This is a genomic window from Halalkalibaculum sp. DA3122 (assembly GCF_043951865.1).
Classification (GTDB): domain Bacteria; phylum Bacteroidota; class Rhodothermia; order Balneolales; family Balneolaceae; genus JAMQKA01.
In genome coordinates this window covers 1-19,509 of record NZ_JBINJF010000037.1, presented here as the reverse complement: position 1 = coordinate 19,509, position 19,509 = coordinate 1, and the positions used below count along the sequence as shown (strand labels likewise).

Genomic DNA, 19,509 nt, shown 5'->3' with positions numbered 1-19,509 from the left:
AAACAACAGGATTAAACGGTTTCAATGAGATCGGTACTGGCGCCGGGCTCTTGGGGAGTGTGATATCGTCCACCTTCAACTATGGCGGGATGTTTGAAGTACTCCCGCAGGTGGGGGATATATTCCAAAAAAAGCACCTCATGTCCCAGTGCTATATGATTATACAGAACCAAATGCTGGTGTATCTGTCCCATATCACCAACATGCGGTACGACCGGTATCCCAAATTTTTTTGATAAGATACTGACAGTCAGGAATTCGGCAACGCCCCCCACCCTGACAGCATCCACCTGGTTAAAACGCATGGCCCCGGCCTGCATAAAGTTTTTAAAAAGCACTTTGTTAGGAACATGCTCTCCCAGGGCAACAGGAACCGGGGCCAGTTGTTTGGCTATCGTCTGGTGCCCAAGCACGTCATCCGGATCAGTGGGTTCTTCAATCCAGTAGGGATCCATAGATTGCAGCTGCTTTCCCAATTTCAATGCCTCCGGTACGCTCCACTGTTGGTTTACATCCAGCATAATGGTGACGTCATCTCCCACCGTCTCCCGAACCAGAAAAGCCCTTCGCAAGTCCCGCTGTGGATCATCAGAACCTACCTTCAATTTCATGGCACCGAAGCCGGCATCGACGGCCTTCCTGGCATTTTCAACCAGTTTGGCATCCGGGTAGGAAAACCAGCCAACAGAAGTGTCGTAACCCGGATACCCTTTATCCAGGATCTTTTTACGACTTTCCCGATTTTCCATTTCATTGCGAAGAAGTTCCAACACATCCTGTTCGGTAAGCACGTCTTCCAGGTATCGAAGGTCCAATAGCTTTACCGTTTGCTGCGGGCTTAAATCCAGCAATAGTTTCCAAAGGGGCTGCTGCCGCTGCTTTGCCCAGAGATCAAAACAGGCGTTTGTTATCGCAGCCAGTGCAAGGTGCACAACCCCTTTATGGGGACCGAGCCACCGGTACCCGGGAGCATCGCTCATCCGCTGGGAAAGGGTGCCGAAATTTTCCATAACCTCTTCAATATCCTTTCCTTTGACGGGCTCTGCCAGGTATTCAATGGCCTTGCAGACCAGGTCATTCCCCTCGCCCAGTGTAAAGGCAAGGCCGTTACCGGTCTGATTCCGGCCGGTTTCAAGCCGACACACAGCATACGCATACTGTGGATTGGTGTGAACGGCATCGGCCCCGGCACCCTCTTTGAGCTCAAAGCGGCGGTCGCGTGTTACAACATCAGTAATAGTCATATAACCCGGATTATTCACGAATTAATAATAATTGAAGATTAAGCTGTTGATTATATTTTACATATCGGAAATAATCTGTAGCTCAAATTTGGGTATTGTCTAAAATAGCTGCGAAATTTTATCGTGTGCTGCGTTGAAATAAAAATAGCGCATTCAGCGTATCCAGATACACTTCATTTGCGATTTTAACTTCGCCTTGCTCACGACCAAATTTCTTGGTGAATAATCTGGGTTAACGGAAGTTATTGAAATAGGTAATAGAGAACTACCATAATCAGTATAAGTAAGGCAGAGAGCATGCGTGGATCTTTTGCTCCCTCCGGAGAACCTTCCAGAAACGATAGCGGGGAATCAAAACAGAGTCCCTTGATTTGATCAATTCCAGGTGGTTTCGTCACCAGACTTATTCCAGCATAAATTATACAACAAGTCACAAACAGCCACCACGCCTGCATCAGAAAAGGGATACCGTATACCTCTGTAAACAGTTTGACATCCCCTATTACGGGAAAATCGAGCAGGAAGACGGCAACGCCAAGCAGAAAGCCGGTCACCAGGGTTACATTCGCCGCCTGGCGGGTCCCCCGTTTCCAAAAGACCCCCATCACAAATACCGTTGCAATGGGAGGGGCAATGACCGACAGCAGCACGTTGATGGCATCAAAAATGCTTCTGAATTGTCCGACAAACGGTGACCAGAGAATCGCCAACACCATCACCACCACGGTTGTAACCCTTCCCGTAAGCACCTGCTGACGATCCGTAATGGACGGTTTTATCTTGCCCACAATGTCGACCGTGACCAGGGTAGCCGCACTATTCAACGCCGCAGCGATCGTGCTCATCAGTGCAGCCAGGAGCCCGGCCGCCATAAGACCTTTTAAGCCAACCGGCATCAATTCGGTAACAAGGACCAAAAAAGTGTCATTACTGTCTTGAATTTGGCTACCAAACAGTACATAGGCCAGTACACCGGGAAGGACCATAAAGAAAACCGGTAATATTTTTATAAACCCGGCGAATATCGGACCGGTTTTGGCGTCATACAGCGACCGGGCTCCCAGCACGCGCTGCACGATGGTTTGATCAGCACACCAGTACCAGATTCCCAAAACCGGGTAGCCAAGCAGCACGGCATACCACGGTAATGGAGAGTCTTCATGGGTGTGAATCATACTGAATTGCTCTGGTTTGGCCGCTTGTTTCAGTGCTTGCCAGGAATCAATACCGTATTCCGGTAACGACCAGATCGCCAGCAGGGTAACCAGAAAAGAACCTGTAATTAATATAACCGTTTGAAGCGTTTCGGTTACAACCACCGCTTTGAGTCCGCCTATTGCAGTGTACAGTACCGTTATAAATGAGATTAACAGGATCGAAACTACCACATCGATTCCAAAGAAATTTTCAACGACCACAGCACCTGCGTACAGGCTGACCCCGATATGCATAAACAGCGCACCAATGATACCTAAAAATGCCAGGAACGACCGGGCGAAGGGACCGTACCGCTTTTCCAAAAACTCCGGCAAGGTGGCGATCTCGTTTTCAAAGTAAAATGGAGCAAAAACAAGCCCCAGAATGATCAACAAAAAAGCGGCCATCCACTCGAAATTCCCCCAAACCAAGCCGTCGTTGAACCCGGATGCCGCCAGTCCCACGATATGAATGGTGGAAATATTGGAGGCAAAAAGGGCTGCCCCTATGACCGGCCACTTAAGCGAACGCGCTGCCAAAAAATAGTTCTTACTGGACATTTTCTGCTTTCGCACGCTCCAGATTCCCAGCGCCAGGATACCCAGCAGGTACAGGATGATCACAGATATATCGACAACACCTATTTGTGCATTTGACAGCATGTAGCCTGAGTCCCGATCTGAGATTAATTTATTATTTTAGCATACAGATAATTATGTATCTGTATTTGCTATTTAGTGAGCAAGAGGAATAGATACATTCCAGGTTTTTTCAAATTTCCAATAGTCACCCTCTGAATTAATGCCTGTAGCAGCAAAAAGGTGCGTTGGAACGCCATCTTGTATCAACAGCTGAGGTCGTTCAAATGCTGCCATCTCCAGGGTGTCCCCGTTGGCCCAGACCACATTGCGGGTATAGGCAAGCGGGTGCTCTTCAACATTCCATTCTGTTCCGTTTTCAGACCAGGCGTGCAATCCAGCTCCCCTTTGACCTGTAATCTGGCCCGTCATGTCTTTCGCAATAAGTTCATACCGATTTCCCGACCACCACACGTAGGGATCTTCTACATGTTTACTGCTCCGCCTGTCGGTGTCTTCGGGATTATCCCATTCCAGGATCGGCTCGTTACCTATTTGGGTATAAGGGCCTTCAAAATGATTAGCTTCGGCTGCTCCCAGCTTTAACAATCCCTGCATATCCCTTGTAGATTTATATATGAGTAGCACTGAGCTGTCTTTTCTAACTACAGGAGCAGGATTATTGGTGAATAAGGCATCCCATTCGCCGGGCCTGGGTTTCAGGATGGGTTTATCTTTTCTCTGCCACGGTCCCCAGGGCGACGACGCCGTAGCCAGCCCTATCCGCTGGCTCGAACGTGCTTCAACGATCTGTTCCTGTGTCAACGCCGAATCCGGGGGAACAAAATCGTAGGTCATACCGATATAGTAGAGCAGGTAGGTGTCTCCGATTTTGTGAATGGTGGGATTGTGCGTGGTCATGCCGTCCCAGTACTCGCTACCTCTTCGTTCAAAAACCACCTCCTGGAATTCATATGGTCCTTCCGGGGTTCGGGAAGTGGCATGTACAATTTCCGAATGGGTCATCCAGTTTGGAGCAAACGGTACGGACTTGGGCCAGCGAGAGGCGTAACCGTGGTACAGGCTGTCCCCTTTAATCACCGACATCCCCCAGACCCAGTACCCCTCCATCTCAAATCCGCCATTCACGGGGGCCGGTTGTAATCGTTCGATAAAACGCGAATTATGATGCGTACCATTGGAATCGGAGGTTTTGCAACTCCACGAATAAAAAACCAGTGCCGCAAATACCGTGATTAAAAGAGGTCGCATTCGGATCCTTCTTTCTATATTCAACTATTATCCCTACTTGTAGGAGGTACCGCCTTTTTCTGGCAACGCATCCTTTTTTATTCAGTAATTAACGTCAGCTCGAGTTAAGAAATATTGGGCATACAGCGTATATGGACGTTGGAGACCCTATTGGTAATGTTCATTTTTTCATCGATGAAAAAACGAACCAAAAAAATCGCCGGCTGGTGAAATTTTTGTCGCGTTCTCTCCACCGCAGCTAATACCATTTAACTCGATCCGCTGAAAAACGCGGATCTCAAACAGAAATGGTTTCTTTACGCTCCGGCTCCGGTCACTGTACCAACAAAAATTTCAAAGGCCGTTAGAAACATCTTCTCGTACTTACTTTTATTACATTCCTTATCCTGAGTTCTGCTTAATTAGTTTGTTCTGCACTAAACTGATTACTTACGAAAGGGAGCAAGTTACCCAACATACTTATCTGGCATATCACCATTACAGTTATCCATCTTTGCGATACACCGATAAGACATGCCGATCAGTGATACTCCCTGTACATCGCATCTTAAAGCGTTACTTCTGGTAGCCATGATTGCAAAAACCTGCCCGGCGGGAGATCAATACCGTAATCGTTCAACGGTATCCAGTCCGTCAGTTTCCCGATTTACCCTGAGTTCTATAACCGAGCCACCCGGGTCAGGTAACTGATCCGGCAGCGTAAGCTGTACCTCTTCTTTCAGCGTCCGCATTTTTATTTCATCACTGATGTTCAAAAAACGAGCACTGAGTACGTCTACTCCGTCTGGCAGCGGCAGATTCCATTCCCGTCCCGGATGCTGAAGCAGATGTAAAAATATCCTGTCATCTTTCCGCGTACTCACCATTGTTTCGGTCGGCAGATACGGGCCGCCACGGGTGCCGTATATCGCTTCGGCGTTCCGATTCACCCACTGGCCAAGGACCCTCAGCGAGTCAATTTGCCGCTGCTCGATTCTCCCGTCCAGCATGGGGCCGACATTCAACAGTAAGTTTCCATCCCCACCTACTGTTTGCAAGAGTATTTCTTTCAACTCCTGCGTGGATTTCAATTTGTCATTGGGGCGCCATGCCCACTGCTGCCCGATGGTGATGCAGGATTCCCACGGGGTACGGGTATTGTAATTTCCAATTTCCTGCTCGGGGGTTCCGAAATCACCGGCATACTTGTCAGAAATCGTCATTCCAGCCATTCCCTGTCGCCCCTTGTCCACCCGGTTGTTAATGAGGATATCAGGGTTCAGTTTTTTCACGTAGGCGTACAGATCCATACCCATCTGGTGAGTCCAGGGCTCTTCCCATTCTCCATCAAACCAGAGCACAGCCGGGTCATACTGTTCGACCAGTTCCCTGAGCTGCTCCTTCATGTAGGAGACATACTCCGCCATCGCTTCCCTTTTTTCGATCTCACTTGCCGACTGGTAAGCTGGCTTCACCGAACGCTGATTCACCGGATAGTCCGGGTGGTACCAGTCCGCAATGGAGTAATAAACACCGAATTCTATTCCCTGCTTTTCACACTCCTCAGACAAGGCTTTCAAGACATCTTTCCCGTAAGGAGTATCCATAATATCGTAGTCGGAGACATTCGAGTCCCAAATGGAAAAGCCATCATGGTGTTTCGAGGTGATAATCAAATATTTCATTCCCGCCTGTTTGGCTGTGCGGACCCACTCTTCGGCATCAAAGAGAACCGGGTTAAATTCTTTGTACAGTTTGTCATATTCGTTGATCGGCACTTCCTCTCCCCTTGACCAGCCGATCTCGGTACCCCTCAGTGTTACCGGTCCCCAGTGTATAAACATTCCGAACCGCATATCCTGCCATGTTTCCAGTGATTCCAGGTCCGTACTCAGGTTTGTATTGGCCTCACCACCCCCGGAGAGCTGGGCCATCGACGGGACACTCGCTAAGCATACGATTACTAGAATCAAGAATTGAAGTTTTTTGGAATTCAACATAATTCAGTGTCTTTTGGATAACATTATTGGTTTTAACATGCATTTCTCACCAAGAAATTGGATCTTATAATAAATGCAACTCCCTGTATATCAGTGCATTACCAGAAATCTGAAATAATCCTCGTGAGAAATGCAGGTTAATCACTCATGGTGAAAGACTTCTTCCATCGTAGCCCACCACTCCCCCTCCTGTCGAGAGTCCAGTGGCACTTGGTAGGAATCGGTAATTTTCCACCATTCCTGCGTTACGGAATCAGCCGCCATTTTTTCCATGTCTCGCTGGTAATTGTCTCCCACATATTCAAAATAACTAAACAGGTAGTACTTCCCATCAATCTGGTGCAGGAAAATGGAGTAGTTTTGAATGTTGCTTTCCGTAAGCTGTTCTAACACCCCGGGCCAGGCATTGGCATGCAGTTTTTTGTACTCCTCAACCTTATCTTCCTTTAATCCGATCACCATTCCAACCCGTTTAACATCGTTAATTTCTTTTGCTACAGTATCCTTTTGAGCCTTTACATCCTGTTTTTGTTTATTATCATCTGAATGATTGCATGACACGACTGAAACCAACAATAATAGAATCAAATATCTGCCCCGTTTCTTAGTGTCAGTTATTGTTGCTGAAAACCTCATAACATCTTAGCTAATCTAAAGTGAATAAATTATTTAACGTCAGCCAGGAATAAGAAATAATGTTGATACTTTCTATATAGTCATTGGGTACACTGTCGGTCGTGTTCATTTTTTCAACGATGAAAAAACGAACCAAAAAAATCGCCGGCTGGTGAAATTTTTGTCGCGTTTCCTGCGCCGGAGCTAAAACCATTGAACTCGATCCGCTGAAAAACGCGGATCTCAGACAGCAATGGTTTCTTTACGCTCTGGCTGCGGTCACTGTACCGACAAAAATTTCAAAGGCCGGTAGACAACATCTTATCGTACTTATTTTATTACATCCTTAACCCGAGTTCACGTTAATTAGCCTGTCCTCCCTTTATTCAGACATCCAGTAATCGACTTGTGGCCACTTTTCAACGGGAGCATTGCTCTGCGGGTTGCCGGGGGTGCTTCTTCCCTCCCGTATATACCTTGAGAGGATATTTTTAAGATCGGTAACCTTCCCGGGCATGTCTCCGGTCAAATTGTGCAATTCTTTTGGATCTTTTTTCATGTTATATAGTTGATACTTCGGCAAACTTTTGAGACTGTCCTGGCCCACCGGTGAGGTCCATCCACCCGATCCGGGCCATAAAATCAGTTTCCACTCATCTTGCTGGATGGCAAAATTCCCTGAAAAAGAATGATAAACGGTGGCTTCCCGTAACGGTATGTTGTAGTTTTCCCCAAAAAGAACCGGGGTTATGTCGTAGCTGTCCTCGGCCATATTATCCTGCAAACGATAATCCGTTATCTCTGCCACAGTAGCCATAATATCTACGAGGTTGATAATCTCCGAGCTTTCCGTTCCCACTGGTATTTTTCCCGGCCATTTTGCAATAAAAGGTACACGGTGACCACCCTCCCAGATATCCGCCTTGATTCCGCGAAATCCGTCACTTGGATCGTGACCATATTTCCGGGTTACAGAATTTAGCTCACCGGCCATATCAGTACCATCTCTGGCCGGTGAGCCATTGTCGCTGGTAAAAATGACCAGGGTATTTTCGTCCAGCCTGTTCCGTTCGAGGGCCTTCATGATCTTACCAACCGACCAATCCACTTCAACCACGTAATCTCCGTAGCCACCCGCGTTGCTTTTACCCCGGAACCGGTCTATGGGTGCAATGGGAGTGTGGGGTGCCGTAAGTGAAAAGTACAGCATAAAAGGATTTACATTGCCGGACTTGGCCACACTATCAATGATTTCAACGCTTTTGTGAGTAATGGCCGGCATAACCTCTTCCAGTTTCCAGTTCGGGACCATCAATCCACTATGACCAAACATGGAGTCCGGTTTTTCCACGGTGGGTACTTTTACCACTCTATCATTCTCAATAAATGTGTAGGGTGGGAAATTCGGGACATCATCGCCAAAATAATAATCGAAACCGTGATCGATCGGTCCACCGTTAATAGGTTTTTGGTAATCCACATTTTGACCTGCCTTCTCTTTTGCACTATTGCCATCTTTAGTTGGCCAGTTCCATCCCAAATGCCATTTCCCGACTGCAGCAGTAAAATATCCTGCATTTTGTAGCATTTCGGGTAATGTTAACCTGCTCGGTTCTATGAGCGGGGGATCCCAGGGCCAGAGAACTTGCTCTTTCAAGGTGGTTCTCCAGGCATAACGACCGGTCAGCAGGCTGTAGCGTGTTGGTGTACAGACAGAGGAAGGAGAATGAGCCTTGGTAAAACGCATTCCTTCAGCGGCAAGTTTATCTATATTCGGGGTATGGATTTGTGATGTTTCATTATAGGAAGACAGGTCGCCGGTTCCCATATCGTCCGCTAATATTACAATGATATTCGGGTTTTGCCGGCTTTGTGAGAAAAGATCAAGACTGAAACAAGAGTGTAAAAGAAAAAGTAAAATTACTATTCGTTTCATTTGTCGTGGTATATTTCTCAGATCAAAACGGCTCCATTTCTATTAATCAATTTTTGCATATTTTTCACTTACAGGTCCATCCAGTCTAGTTGATCCCACCTTTCCGGACCATCATTGTTTTGAGGAGTACCCGGTGTACTTCTGCCCTCTTCTATATATTTTTCCAGCAAGGATTTAAGTTCCTTTACCTTGTCAGGATACATATGGACAAGATTAAAGTTCTCGGCGGGATCTTTTTCCAGGTTGTACAGCTGGAAGGAAGGCAGTCCCCGCAGGTCTTCTTCAGTATTTGGATAACTCCATCCGCCGGAGCCCGGCCACAAGATAAGCTTCCATTCTTCTTTAATAATCGCAAAGCGTCCGTCAATAGAATGAAGTACGGTCGCCTCTCGCAACGGTTTTTCGTATGCTTGCTGTTTCAGGACAGGTAAAAAGCTGTAGCTGTCTTCGGCGGCATCATCCGGCAGGTTTGTCCCCGTCAAATCTGCAAACGTAGCCATGAAATCGGCTGTACTTATGGTTTCATCCGAGATAAACGAACCATCGATTCCATCCGGCCAGCTTACAAGAAATGGAACCCTTAATCCAGCTTCATAAATATCAGCCTTATGTCCCCTGTAGATATAACTCGGGTCGTGGCCCGCCTGTTGGAGTTCCTCGAAATCAGCGCGGGGCGACGCACCGTTATCACTGGTGAAAACGAGTATGGTATCGTCAAAAATGCCGTTAGCCTCCAGCGCTTCAATCACTTGGCCTACCACCCCGTCCACCTGTTGGACAAAGTCCCCATACAGGTTGGAATTACTTTTGCCGATATACTCGGTAGTCGGAAGAATGGGCGTATGCGGGGCGGGCAATGCATAATACAGGAAAAAGGGTTCATCGGCTGCCGCCTGTCTGTTAATGTACTCGACCGACTTCGTGGTCAAATGGGGCAGCACATCTGTATGACTAAAATCAGATCCGGTCAACCCCTTTCTCCAAAAGCCCTTGTGGTCGTAGTTGACTGTTGTATCGGTGGGAATCGTCGTAGGCTGATTATTTTCAACATAGATATAAGGGGGCATATCCAGGGAAGCCGGGATAGCATAGGAGTAGCCAAACCCACGGTCATTCGGCCCATTCTTGATGGGTTGACTGAAGTCAACTTCGGGACGAATGTTGGGATTATCCAGGTTTTCGGGCTCTTCTCCCGCAAAATGCCAGTCCCACCCCAAATGCCATTTGCCTACAAACGCCGTTTCATAATTCTTTGCCTGCAGCATATCGGCAACGGTCATTCTATCATTTGAGATCAAGGGACCGGAATACCCCCAGGTCACGCCGTTTTTCAGGGTCGATCTCCAGTTATACCGTCCCGTGAGGAGCCCGTATCGCGTAGGCGTACACACCGCCGAGGTCGTATGTGCACTTGTAAAGGCAATCCCGGTATTTCCCAGACGGTCCATATTCGGAGTTTCAAAAGCTGCATTTTCATTATAAAAGGAGACATCTCCATAGCCAAGATCATCGGCCAGAATAACTATAATGTTGGGGCTGTCCTGTGCCTGGGCATAGCTGATAAACGAAAGGAATAAAATGCCTACAAATAAAAGTCTGCCTGTGTTTTTCATGGTGTAATCATATTGTTTAATAAATAATTTCATCATCCAAGCTTCTTTCCCAAGATTCTAACTCATCTTTTAATTGACTGAATATTTCCTGGTTATTTTCCCTTACATTTTTTGACTCATCAATACCTTTTGAAAGGTTGTAAAGCTCTTCACTGTCTTCATTAATTACAATTTTCCAGTCACCTTTTCTCGCGGCTTTACCCTCGCGAAATCGCCAGAAGACAGTGCGTTCATTCCATTCGTACTCACCTTCACTTCCATTTACCAGTGGGGCAAAACTCCTTCCAGTTACATCCGTTTTACTCTCAATATCAATATTAATTATTTCCGCAAGGGTCGGCAATATGTCCATAGTTAAAATCAAGTCATCAGATTCGCCCGGTTCAACCACGCCGTGCCAGTACAAGGCTGCAGGAACTCTGTGTCCCCCTTCATATACCTGGCCTTTGGTTCCTCTAAACGGGTGATTTGAACCCACATTCCCGGTTGCCCCATTATCCGACAAGAAAAGAATAAGTGTTTGATCCAATAGTTCGTTTTCCCTTAAAAAGGAGATTACACGTCCGATATTCTGATCCAGTGATTCTATCATTTCTACATAAGCCCCTTTGATATCCTGTCTGCTTCCAAGAACGGGGAATTCCCCATGTGCTGTTCGATCAGCCGGATCATCCGGACCCTGGTAAGGATAGTGCGGGGCCCCGTGAGCCAGGTACAGAAAGAAGCGTTCGTTTTGGTGCTTTTCTAAAAAACTGAGGCCGTGATCCGTAATTAAATCGGTTAGATAGCCTTCTTCCGGGGCAAGTTCTTTTTGCCGCCACCAGTCGGGGTATCCTTCCTGATCAATATGACTCCTATAGTCCACATTTCCACTGACAAATCCTCTGAAATAATCAAATCCCTGAACAATGGGCCCGAATTCGGGCTGATATCCCAAGTGCCACTTTCCAAAAATACCCGATGTGTAACCGGCCTCACCAAAAAGTTCGGCAAGGGTATATTTATCGGGACTCATACCGGTGTCCCGATGATTCGCAGCGGTTACCACTCCCTCAACCCCGGCCTCCTGAGGATACAAACCGGTCATAAGGGAAGCACGGGTAGGACTGCATACGACGCCATTGCTGTGGAAATCCGTAAACTTTAAACCATTCTCCGTCAAACTGTCGATTACCGGAGTTTCAATTGAACCGTCCCCGCCAAAAGACTTCAAATCGCCATAGCCCATATCATCAGCCATGATAATAATGACATTCGGTCGATCCCGGTTACTCCGATGATCTGCGTTGTCTGATGAGGTACAACTTCCCCAACAGGCTATTACAAGTATAAGCAGAGACAGTTTTCTTAAAAAAGTCAGGACCATTAGTATCCCGGATTTTGTTCACCCAGGTTTGCATTATTAATGAACTCGGTAGAAGGTAACGGATAGAGATGATAGGGCTGTCCGGTGATCGGGTGCGAAATAAATTTTTCTGATTCGATCGTGACTCCGGTTTTAGCTATCTGCTCTTCCAGGATAGCCCATCGGTTCAGGTCAAAATACCTTTTGTTTTCAAAGGCAAATTCAACTCGTCTTTCCTGTCGTATTGCTGTACGCATGGCATCCTGGTCTCCACTCACTGAAGACTCCAGATCATCCAATCCCGCCCGATTTCTAACCCGGTTTACATAGTCTTCTGCGTCCGTATTACCAGCGCCCAGTTCATTCAGGGCTTCCGCGGCAATTAACAACACTTCAGAATAACGATATACCGGAAAATTATATGGACTTTGTCCAGGTTGAAAAGCACCACCATCATAGTACTTATTGAAATGATACATACTACCGTCAGGTTTACTCGGGTCAAGGAAATTCGGTAGTCCGTAACTGTCAAGGGTTACGTCAAATCTTTCATCACCGTTTTCAAATGCTTGAACAAGGGCATCATCACTGGTGGTTGAGTTTCCGAAATCATTATTCACATCTGTTGGAAGAGTACCGGAACCGCCCCCGAGTGCTTCCGGTTTCAAAAAGTTCCAGTTGGCTCCCAATGCACCGGATGCCGAAGAAAACTGTGCTTCAAATATAGATTCTGAGCCATTTTCAGCATTCCCGTAGAAGTTATTTTCATAATCGTCATGTAAACTGTATACACCGGAATCTATGACTTCCTGAGCCAGTGACGCTGCATCGCTCCATTCCCCTAACTCCAAATGAATAGAGGCCATAAGCGTCTTGGCAGCCCCAAGAGTTGCCATACCAGCTTCAAACGAGTCAGAGCCACTGTAGGATTCAGGCAGGAGATTGATAGCCTCTGAAAGGTCCGTTTTAATTCTGTCATAGACATCCTCTATTGAAGCTCTGGGTTGCTCAGCATCTTCTCGCAGAACAACATCATCTACAATTAACGGAACCCCACCATATAATCTGACCAGGTTAAAGTAATAGAGAGCCCGCAAGAATTTTACCTGCCCTTCAATCAGATTTTCGGTTTCTCCTGTGATCACCTCGGAGGAACCAAGTTCAGACAATATCTTATTACACCTGCTAATTCCAGTATAATGATTGTCCCACCAGCTGGTAGCCTCCGATTTAGTTGGAGTATAGGAATACAATTGTTCCTCTGTCTCTCTCCTCCATGTCCACCCGTCATCACTTGCTTTTGCCAGAGGTTGTACTAATCCCCCCAAATCATAAATTGAATTTAACGGTTCATAGGCTCCATTAAGCGCTAGTAAGAATCCTTGTTCATTGGTGAAGAGGTTATCCTGCGAAAGTTGCCCCTTTAATTCTGGAGTGAGTACTTCATCCCCACATCCGGTACTCATTACAATCAAGCACGCAACAAGAATAGCATTAAATATTTGATTTTTCATTGTCATAATATTTGAAATTGTAAAATAGTGCTAGATAATTTAGAAACTCAGTTCAACACCCAGGGTGTAAATTCTGGACAGTGGAAACGGCGTCATATCCTGCCCGGCAGAGATTAAGCTGTCGTATGTGTTAGCTTCAGGATCATATCCAGAATACTCTGTTATTGTAACTAAATTCCGCCCGGTTACAATGATCCGTGCCCGTGTTGATGAGCCAAGATTCAGTGCATTCATGGTCCTCTCAGGAAAGTCGAAAGAAAGGGTTACATCACTTAACCTTATATACGAAGCATCTTCAAGAAAACGAGTTGAAACGGCTGTTGCCAAGTCCTGGGTTCTGGCAGCATCTCCACCCTGAGCCGGACGTGGAATTTTATTACTGGGATTTTCGGGCGTCCAGAAATCGGCAACTTCTGCCAGGTTCTGCACAAAAGGTACACTACGTGCAAACAAATTCCTTGTACCATTAAATAATTTGTGGCCTCCGGCATAACTTAAAGAAGCAGACAAACTTAGTCCTTGATACTGAAAGGTGTTTGTCATACCACCAAAATATTTGGGCTGAGGTGAACCGGCAAAAATTCTGTCGCCGTTATCAAGCCGACCATTGCCGTTGTGGTCAACATATTTTACATCTCCAGGGACTGCATCCGCAAATGCATCTGCTTCCTCTTCTTCCCCTAATTGCCAGATACCATCAAATTCCCACATGTAGAAGGCCCCGACAGGTTGCCCGGCCTTTGTTAAATTTACGATATCATTTGGTAGCGGAACTGCTTGTCCGGGTACTTCCAATGGTTCCCCAATGGCATTGGTACCAATATCAAGCACTTCATTTTTATTGTAGGTAAAGTTCAGATTGGTAGTCCATGAAAATTCCCCTATTAAATTTCTGGTAATAGTGGAGAACTCAATACCCCTGTTCAATACAGAACCAAGATTTACAGTTGGGTTCTGACTTACACCCGCCGTTAATGGTATTGGTGACTGAATAAGTAAGTCTCTTGATTTTCTGTCATAAAAATCCAGGGTGAAATTTACCCTGTCATCATACAATCCCAGCTCAATCCCCACATCGAATTGCTCACTGGCCTCCCACTGCAAATTGGGATTACCTAAATTAATGGCAGCACCTCCCAAGGATTGCTGGTCGCCCCAGACATAATTGGCAGAACCTACCCTTGTTAAGTATTGGAAATCGCCAATGCTTTGGTTACCGGTTAGACCATAACTTATCCGCAACATCAGTTCATTAATAGCAGAATCGTTACTCATAAATTGCTCATTGGAAATTCTCCACCCAACAGAGGCAGATGGGAAAAATCCATAACGATTCTCAGGACCAAATTTCGAAGACCCATCCCTGCGAACAGTTCCTGTCAGCAGATACCGATCATCGTAGTTATAGTTGATTCTAAAGAATTGAGACATCAAGCCAGAACTCACTTCTGATCCACTTGCATTAAACGTGGATTGATTTGAAACCTGGTCCAACTGATTAATCTGCGTGCCTGAAGCACTAATCGAATTTTGTTGAATCTCAAACTGCTGAATACTTCCCCCGATCAATCCTTCAACGCTGTGTTTATCAGAAAATGTGTTGGAATAGCGCAGGGTAACATCACCTACAGCATTTATTTCTCTTACATTTCCCTCGTTTACACTCCCTTCAGTTCGCTGGTTAGTGCCCCTTCTAAAGACTGGTAGGAATGAATAATTCCCTCCTCTCACAATATCTCCACCACCACTTCCCGTTAAGGTGAGATGGTCCGTCAAATCAAAATCAATTTTAAAGTTTGCCAGCATTCGCGTTGAGTTTCTCGTGCGCGTCTCTTCCAAACGTCTTGCTACAGGATTTGTATTATTCCCAAAAAACGGCGGGCCACTTTCTGGTCCAATAAAATTCCCCTCATCATCTTTATAAGGAGCATAGGAATGCGTAAAAATGGCCTGACGCAATGTTCCACTACCGCCAAAGTAGGTACCACTTTGTGCATCAGTAACATTCTGTTCCTGCTGACTACCTGACACTCTTGCAGTGATATCCAATCTGTCGTTAAAAGAATGATTTAAATTAGCACGTACCGAATACCTGTTTATATCTGTATTCAATAAGACCCCTTCCCTGTCAAGAAAAGTACCAGATACTGAATAAGTTGTAGATTCATTTCCGCCACTCAAACTAACATTGTGTTCATGCCGCAATGCAGTTCTGGTAATTAATTCCTGCCAATCATTGTCTACTTTCCAAACATCTAAACTGGGATCATCAAATACATCAGTAGGTAAACCAGAATTTTTAAAGGCTTCAACAAATAGTTGTCGCTGTTGCTCAGTACTTAACTGATCGAGTGTTTTGGTAATCTTTTCAAACCCCACATTCGAGCGAAATGTCAAATTAGTGGTGCCCGGAACGCCCGATTTAGTTGTAATCAGCACAACACCATTCGCAGCTCGTGCACCGTAGATAGCAGTAGCAGAGGCATCTTTTAGAATCTCAATAGATTCTATATCATTTTGATTTATTGTGGACAAATCACCACTAAATAATGGAACATCATCTACAACATACAACGGATTTGAGTCGCCGGTGACTGAACCAACCCCTCTTATTGAAACCTCAAAATCTCCATCGAGTGCACCACCACTCTGTCGAACAAAGACCCCACTGGCTTGTCCCTGGAGTGCACCTTCAAGAGAAGAAACAGATTTGTATTCCAAACCTTCGGTTTGAACAGATGAGATTGAGCCGGTAACATCTGATCTTCTCTGCGTGCCATACCCAACTACAACAAGTTCATCACCTGATACAGCTTGCGTTTGTAATGCCACTTCTATACTGGACCTTCCATTAATTGGAATCTCCTGCGTTTGATACCCGATAAAGGAGAATACCAGCGTATCCTGCAGGGACGGCACATTCAGCTCATATTCTCCTTCACTATCAGTGGAAGTACCTGTTGTCGTCCCCTTCACCACCACATTTACTCCCGGAAGTGGTTCTCCACTAGTTGCATCGGTTACCGCTCCGGTAACCATTTCCAACAAAACCTCCTGCTCTTTCGCTGTTTCCTGGACATGCATTTTCATTAGGACAAGCTGTTTACCTGCAGAAATGGCAAAACGCAATCCCGTCCCCTCCAGCGTTCTCCACAGTGCTTTTTCAACGGTCCCCTGGTTCACATTCAGATTCACCTTCTGTTCTTTCGTGCCCAGCAGCTTGCTGTTGTACACCATCTCGAGCCCCGCTTTTTCAGCAACGGTGCTTAATGCTTCAAGCAGTGGTTTATTTTCAAACTCTACAGAGATAATTTTGTTCAATACCGCTGAATTGAACACATTCTGGTCGACCTCCATGTTGTGGTACAGGTCATCAATATTTTCAAGTGTCGCTATTTTACTGTCCTGGCCAACAACTGCAGTAGAGCTTAAACAAAGCAGCATGCCCAGTAAAAAAATACTTCCTATCCACCTTGTGATTGTATTCTGTATGTATGCTCCCATAACTACATTCCCGTTGTTTTTTGGTGTTAAATTGCCCGTTATCTTTTGAATTTTATTTCGCTTTGAAAGTGATCGTTCTGCCATCCTGCGTATAGTGAAGTTCCAGTGACAATGCGATTGAATTTAGTACGCTTGACATAGACACATCTTTAAATGTACCCGTTAACTGCCGCTTTTCATCTGAAATACCCTCATCAAACAGCACCTCAACGTCGTACCAACGCTCGAGCTTCTTTTCCACCTCGCCAAGCGGAGCATCACGGAAAGTGAGTATTCCCCTGCTCCAATCGGTATACATGCTCACATCAGGGATATTTGAGGCAAGAATCTCCCCGTTCTTGTTAATCATCCCTTTTTGGTTTCTTGTCAATTGAACCTCGGGCGCTCGCAAATCGTCGTCCGAACCGAGAGCCACTTTTCCTTCGGCCACTACAACCTGAACTTCTTCGTCCCCGCTGTAGGCCGTTATATTAAATTTGGTTCCCAATACGTGTGTTACTGAATTGGCAGTAAACACCACAAAGGGTCGGTTTTGATCGGATACGACCTCAAAAAAGGCCTCTCCGTGTAACCGGACCACCCTCTCATTCTTCATATAATCATGAGGGACCGTCAATTTGCTTTCTGCGTTGAGGTGAATTCGGGTTCCGTCGGAAAGCCGCACCATCGTTCGCTGCCCTTTTTCAGTAGTGATTTCCTGGCTTACCAATTCTTGCTGAGGGAGTTCGGGAGGGAATGGACCACTGTTATAAAACAGCAACGCTACCAGCAACACTGCGGCAACCGTACCCACATATGCAAGCACCCTCGACCGCCGTCCGGCACGATTCTCCCGTAAATAATGCCTGTTGACCTGACCGGTACCAGGCACCCCATTGTCACTGACGGCACTTTCCCGGTCCAGAATATGCTCCCGCCTGAAAGCATCCCAGGCTTTGCCGGAATCGACATCAATATTTTTGCCGGGCGAAACCCTCCAAATTTGTTCCATTTCTTTCATGATCTTCTTGTTTTCAGAGGAAGCGTTCAGCCATTCTTTGACAAGCTCTTCCTCCCTGACCGAACATCTGTTGGATATATATTTCTGCAGTAACTCTTTATTCATCATGCTTCAATTATTCCTTTGAATCTATTATTAACACGACCTCAGCAGCCTGTACCCTGTAAAATTTTTGATTTTTTTTGAAAAACATGCTGAAATGCCGGGACAAGACTTAAAACATTGAAGACACAGCTCTACTCAGAACCGGTAGAACGAATCGGAAAAATTTTGGCCATGGTGTTATCGCTTACCTGGCTTGGAACATTATCACGGAGTTGCTCCCTCAGAATATCCAGTGCGCGACTTATCTGAGATTCCACCGTCTTTACTGATATATCCATCACATCCGCAATCTCGCTATAAGTCAACCCGTCCTCCCTGTGCAGTATATACGCCTGTTGCGCCCTCGTGGGCAGACTTTTTATCGCTTGCCGAACGGCCTTTACAAAGGCTTTGTCTTCCTGGGCAACCTGCTCCTGTGTTGAAAACCGCTCGTGTTGCAGCCTGTGATTTTCCTGATGGTTTCTAACAACTTTTTGGTGGTCTAAATAGTCAAGAGCCTTGTTTTTTACAGCCTGGTAAAGATAGACCCGTAAAGAGCGGCTGGAATCCAGGGTTTCCCTAAGTTGCCACAAGTCGGCAAAGACTTCCTGGACCAGATCTTCGGATATCGCCTTTGATTTGGTATATCTCCAGCAAAAATTGCAGAGCGGCTCATAATATGCTAAAAACACCTTTTTGAAGGCCCACTCTCTACCATTTGCAATGCCTTTTACAAATGCTGCCTCGGTCATTTGCTCATCACTCATATTGATCCCTTCATATCTAATTTTCAAGACCAGTACTGCCTAATCCCCATGCGTTAGATAACTCATCAAACAGAATTTAACCGATAACCATCCCCTGTATGGTTAAACGCTGTATTTATAAAACGGGCGACTTCTGCTGTACCCTGTAATATTTTTCCAATTTACTGAATTTCTTCTTTTAGCCTGGATAATCACCAGGAAATTTAATTTAAGCTTAATTCGGGATAAACATATAAAAAACATTGATATAAGGTCTCTCTTAAGGCGAGAACCAGAATCCGAAGTTTTCGGATTGGGGAAGGTGGGGTTCACCATTCGCTCAGCGATTGGTAAGAATACTCCTCAGGTCGACTTCAGGGAAAGAGGTGTTCATATTTTGGTGACCAAAAACGCAAAAGTAAAGATGATTAAGCAGCCTCAATATGACAAAAGAGACTATTCTTCACAATAGAGGTGTTCCTTTTGGCTTGACCCAAAAGGAACCAAAAACTCAAGGCGGCGAATGGGGCACCCGCTCCGGCCGCAGCAGGCGTGGAGAGATAGAGAACAATGCCCTTTCTAAAACCCCCGGGGTTCCGAACAAGGCCTTGATCCCAAACCTGCGAGGTTTCCCTTCCAGGAAAGGCAATGGCCTTGATAGGATGCGTCCCTTCCGGAGTACAAACCTCGCAGGTTTCGAGCCGAGCTGATCATCAGACAAGGTATACCGGCAGGATCTCCGCGCCCCATTCAAGGCCGGAAAGGGCAGGGTAGCAATTTTTAGCTCATGCTCCTGTACTCAAATAAACCGTCGTTGGTTTTATCTTTAATTAATTATTCATTCTTCATCCCCCTGCACCCCCTTCGAACATCATTTACCGC

The 19,509-nt window shown here is 45.9% G+C and carries 12 protein-coding genes; all 12 read right to left on the bottom strand.

The window, feature by feature from the left end; all coding sequences use genetic code 11:
- Window positions 1-11: 11 nt before the first annotated feature.
- A complete protein-coding gene (locus tag ACG2F4_RS17265; protein ID WP_395262143.1) occupies window positions 12-1,244 on the bottom strand; it encodes an enolase C-terminal domain-like protein in 1,233 nt (410 codons plus the stop codon).
- 242 nt (window positions 1,245-1,486) lie between these two features.
- The gene (locus tag ACG2F4_RS17260) at window positions 1,487-3,103 is read right to left on the bottom strand and encodes a sodium:solute symporter (protein WP_395262142.1); all 1,617 of its coding nucleotides are present in this window, start codon (window positions 3,101-3,103) and stop codon (window positions 1,487-1,489) included.
- Window positions 3,104-3,175: 72 nt separating this feature from the next.
- The gene (locus ACG2F4_RS17255) at window positions 3,176-4,291 is read right to left on the bottom strand and encodes a glycoside hydrolase family protein (RefSeq protein WP_395262141.1); all 1,116 of its coding nucleotides are present in this window, start codon (window positions 4,289-4,291) and stop codon (window positions 3,176-3,178) included.
- 599 nt (window positions 4,292-4,890) lie between these two features.
- A complete protein-coding gene (locus ACG2F4_RS17250) occupies window positions 4,891-6,204 on the bottom strand; it encodes an alpha-L-fucosidase (protein WP_395262140.1) in 1,314 nt (437 codons plus the stop codon).
- A gap of 207 nt (window positions 6,205-6,411) precedes the next feature.
- Window positions 6,412-6,732: an L-rhamnose mutarotase gene (locus ACG2F4_RS17245; RefSeq protein ID WP_395262139.1), complete on the bottom strand. Its 321-nt coding sequence runs from the start codon at window positions 6,730-6,732 to the stop codon at window positions 6,412-6,414.
- 535 nt (window positions 6,733-7,267) lie between these two features.
- A complete protein-coding gene (locus ACG2F4_RS17240) occupies window positions 7,268-8,821 on the bottom strand; it encodes an arylsulfatase (RefSeq protein ID WP_395262138.1) in 1,554 nt (517 codons plus the stop codon).
- A 68-nt stretch (window positions 8,822-8,889) separates the two neighbouring features.
- Window positions 8,890-10,434 (bottom strand): sulfatase-like hydrolase/transferase, encoded by a 1,545-nt coding sequence (locus tag ACG2F4_RS17235; protein ID WP_395262137.1) that lies wholly within the window; start codon window positions 10,432-10,434, stop codon window positions 8,890-8,892.
- Window positions 10,435-10,450: 16 nt separating this feature from the next.
- Window positions 10,451-11,800 (bottom strand): sulfatase-like hydrolase/transferase, encoded by a 1,350-nt coding sequence (locus tag ACG2F4_RS17230; RefSeq protein WP_395262136.1) that lies wholly within the window; start codon window positions 11,798-11,800, stop codon window positions 10,451-10,453.
- Entirely contained in the window at window positions 11,800-13,293 is a 1,494-nt protein-coding gene (locus ACG2F4_RS17225; RefSeq protein WP_395262135.1) for a RagB/SusD family nutrient uptake outer membrane protein, read from the bottom strand. Before ACG2F4_RS17225 ends, ACG2F4_RS17230 begins: the two co-directional genes overlap by 1 nt.
- A 39-nt stretch (window positions 13,294-13,332) precedes the next feature.
- Window positions 13,333-16,881 (bottom strand): TonB-dependent receptor, encoded by a 3,549-nt coding sequence (locus ACG2F4_RS17220; RefSeq protein ID WP_395262134.1) that lies wholly within the window; start codon window positions 16,879-16,881, stop codon window positions 13,333-13,335.
- Window positions 16,850-17,905 carry a FecR family protein gene (locus ACG2F4_RS17215; RefSeq protein ID WP_395262133.1) on the bottom strand — a complete coding sequence of 352 codons (1,056 nt, stop codon included), beginning with the start codon at window positions 17,903-17,905 and terminating at the stop codon, window positions 16,850-16,852. The genes ACG2F4_RS17220 and ACG2F4_RS17215 overlap by 32 nt, the downstream gene beginning before the upstream one ends.
- A gap of 128 nt (window positions 17,906-18,033) precedes the next feature.
- The gene (locus ACG2F4_RS17210; protein WP_395262132.1) at window positions 18,034-18,648 is read right to left on the bottom strand and encodes an RNA polymerase sigma-70 factor; all 615 of its coding nucleotides are present in this window, start codon (window positions 18,646-18,648) and stop codon (window positions 18,034-18,036) included.
- Window positions 18,649-19,509 lie beyond the last annotated feature (861 nt).

Bases quoted from the DNA above. Each gene is read 5' to 3' on its own strand.
- ACG2F4_RS17265 (WP_395262143.1), bottom strand. From the start codon at position 1,244: ATGACTATTACTGATGTTGTAACACGCGACCGCCGCTTTGAGCTCAAA.
- ACG2F4_RS17260 (WP_395262142.1), bottom strand. From the start codon at position 3,103: ATGCTGTCAAATGCACAAATAGGTGTTGTCGATATATCTGTGATCATC.
- ACG2F4_RS17255 (WP_395262141.1), bottom strand. From the start codon at position 4,291: ATGCGACCTCTTTTAATCACGGTATTTGCGGCACTGGTTTTTTATTCG.
- ACG2F4_RS17250 (WP_395262140.1), bottom strand. From the start codon at position 6,204: ATGGCCCAGCTCTCCGGGGGTGGTGAGGCCAATACAAACCTGAGTACG.
- ACG2F4_RS17245 (WP_395262139.1), bottom strand. From the start codon at position 6,732: ATGGTGATCGGATTAAAGGAAGATAAGGTTGAGGAGTACAAAAAACTG.
- ACG2F4_RS17240 (WP_395262138.1), bottom strand. From the start codon at position 8,821: ATGAAACGAATAGTAATTTTACTTTTTCTTTTACACTCTTGTTTCAGT.
- ACG2F4_RS17235 (WP_395262137.1), bottom strand. From the start codon at position 10,434: ATGAAAAACACAGGCAGACTTTTATTTGTAGGCATTTTATTCCTTTCG.
- ACG2F4_RS17230 (WP_395262136.1), bottom strand. From the start codon at position 11,800: ATGGTCCTGACTTTTTTAAGAAAACTGTCTCTGCTTATACTTGTAATA.
- ACG2F4_RS17225 (WP_395262135.1), bottom strand. From the start codon at position 13,293: ATGAAAAATCAAATATTTAATGCTATTCTTGTTGCGTGCTTGATTGTA.
- ACG2F4_RS17220 (WP_395262134.1), bottom strand. From the start codon at position 16,881: ATGGCAGAACGATCACTTTCAAAGCGAAATAAAATTCAAAAGATAACG.
- ACG2F4_RS17215 (WP_395262133.1), bottom strand. From the start codon at position 17,905: ATGATGAATAAAGAGTTACTGCAGAAATATATATCCAACAGATGTTCG.
- ACG2F4_RS17210 (WP_395262132.1), bottom strand. From the start codon at position 18,648: ATGAGTGATGAGCAAATGACCGAGGCAGCATTTGTAAAAGGCATTGCA.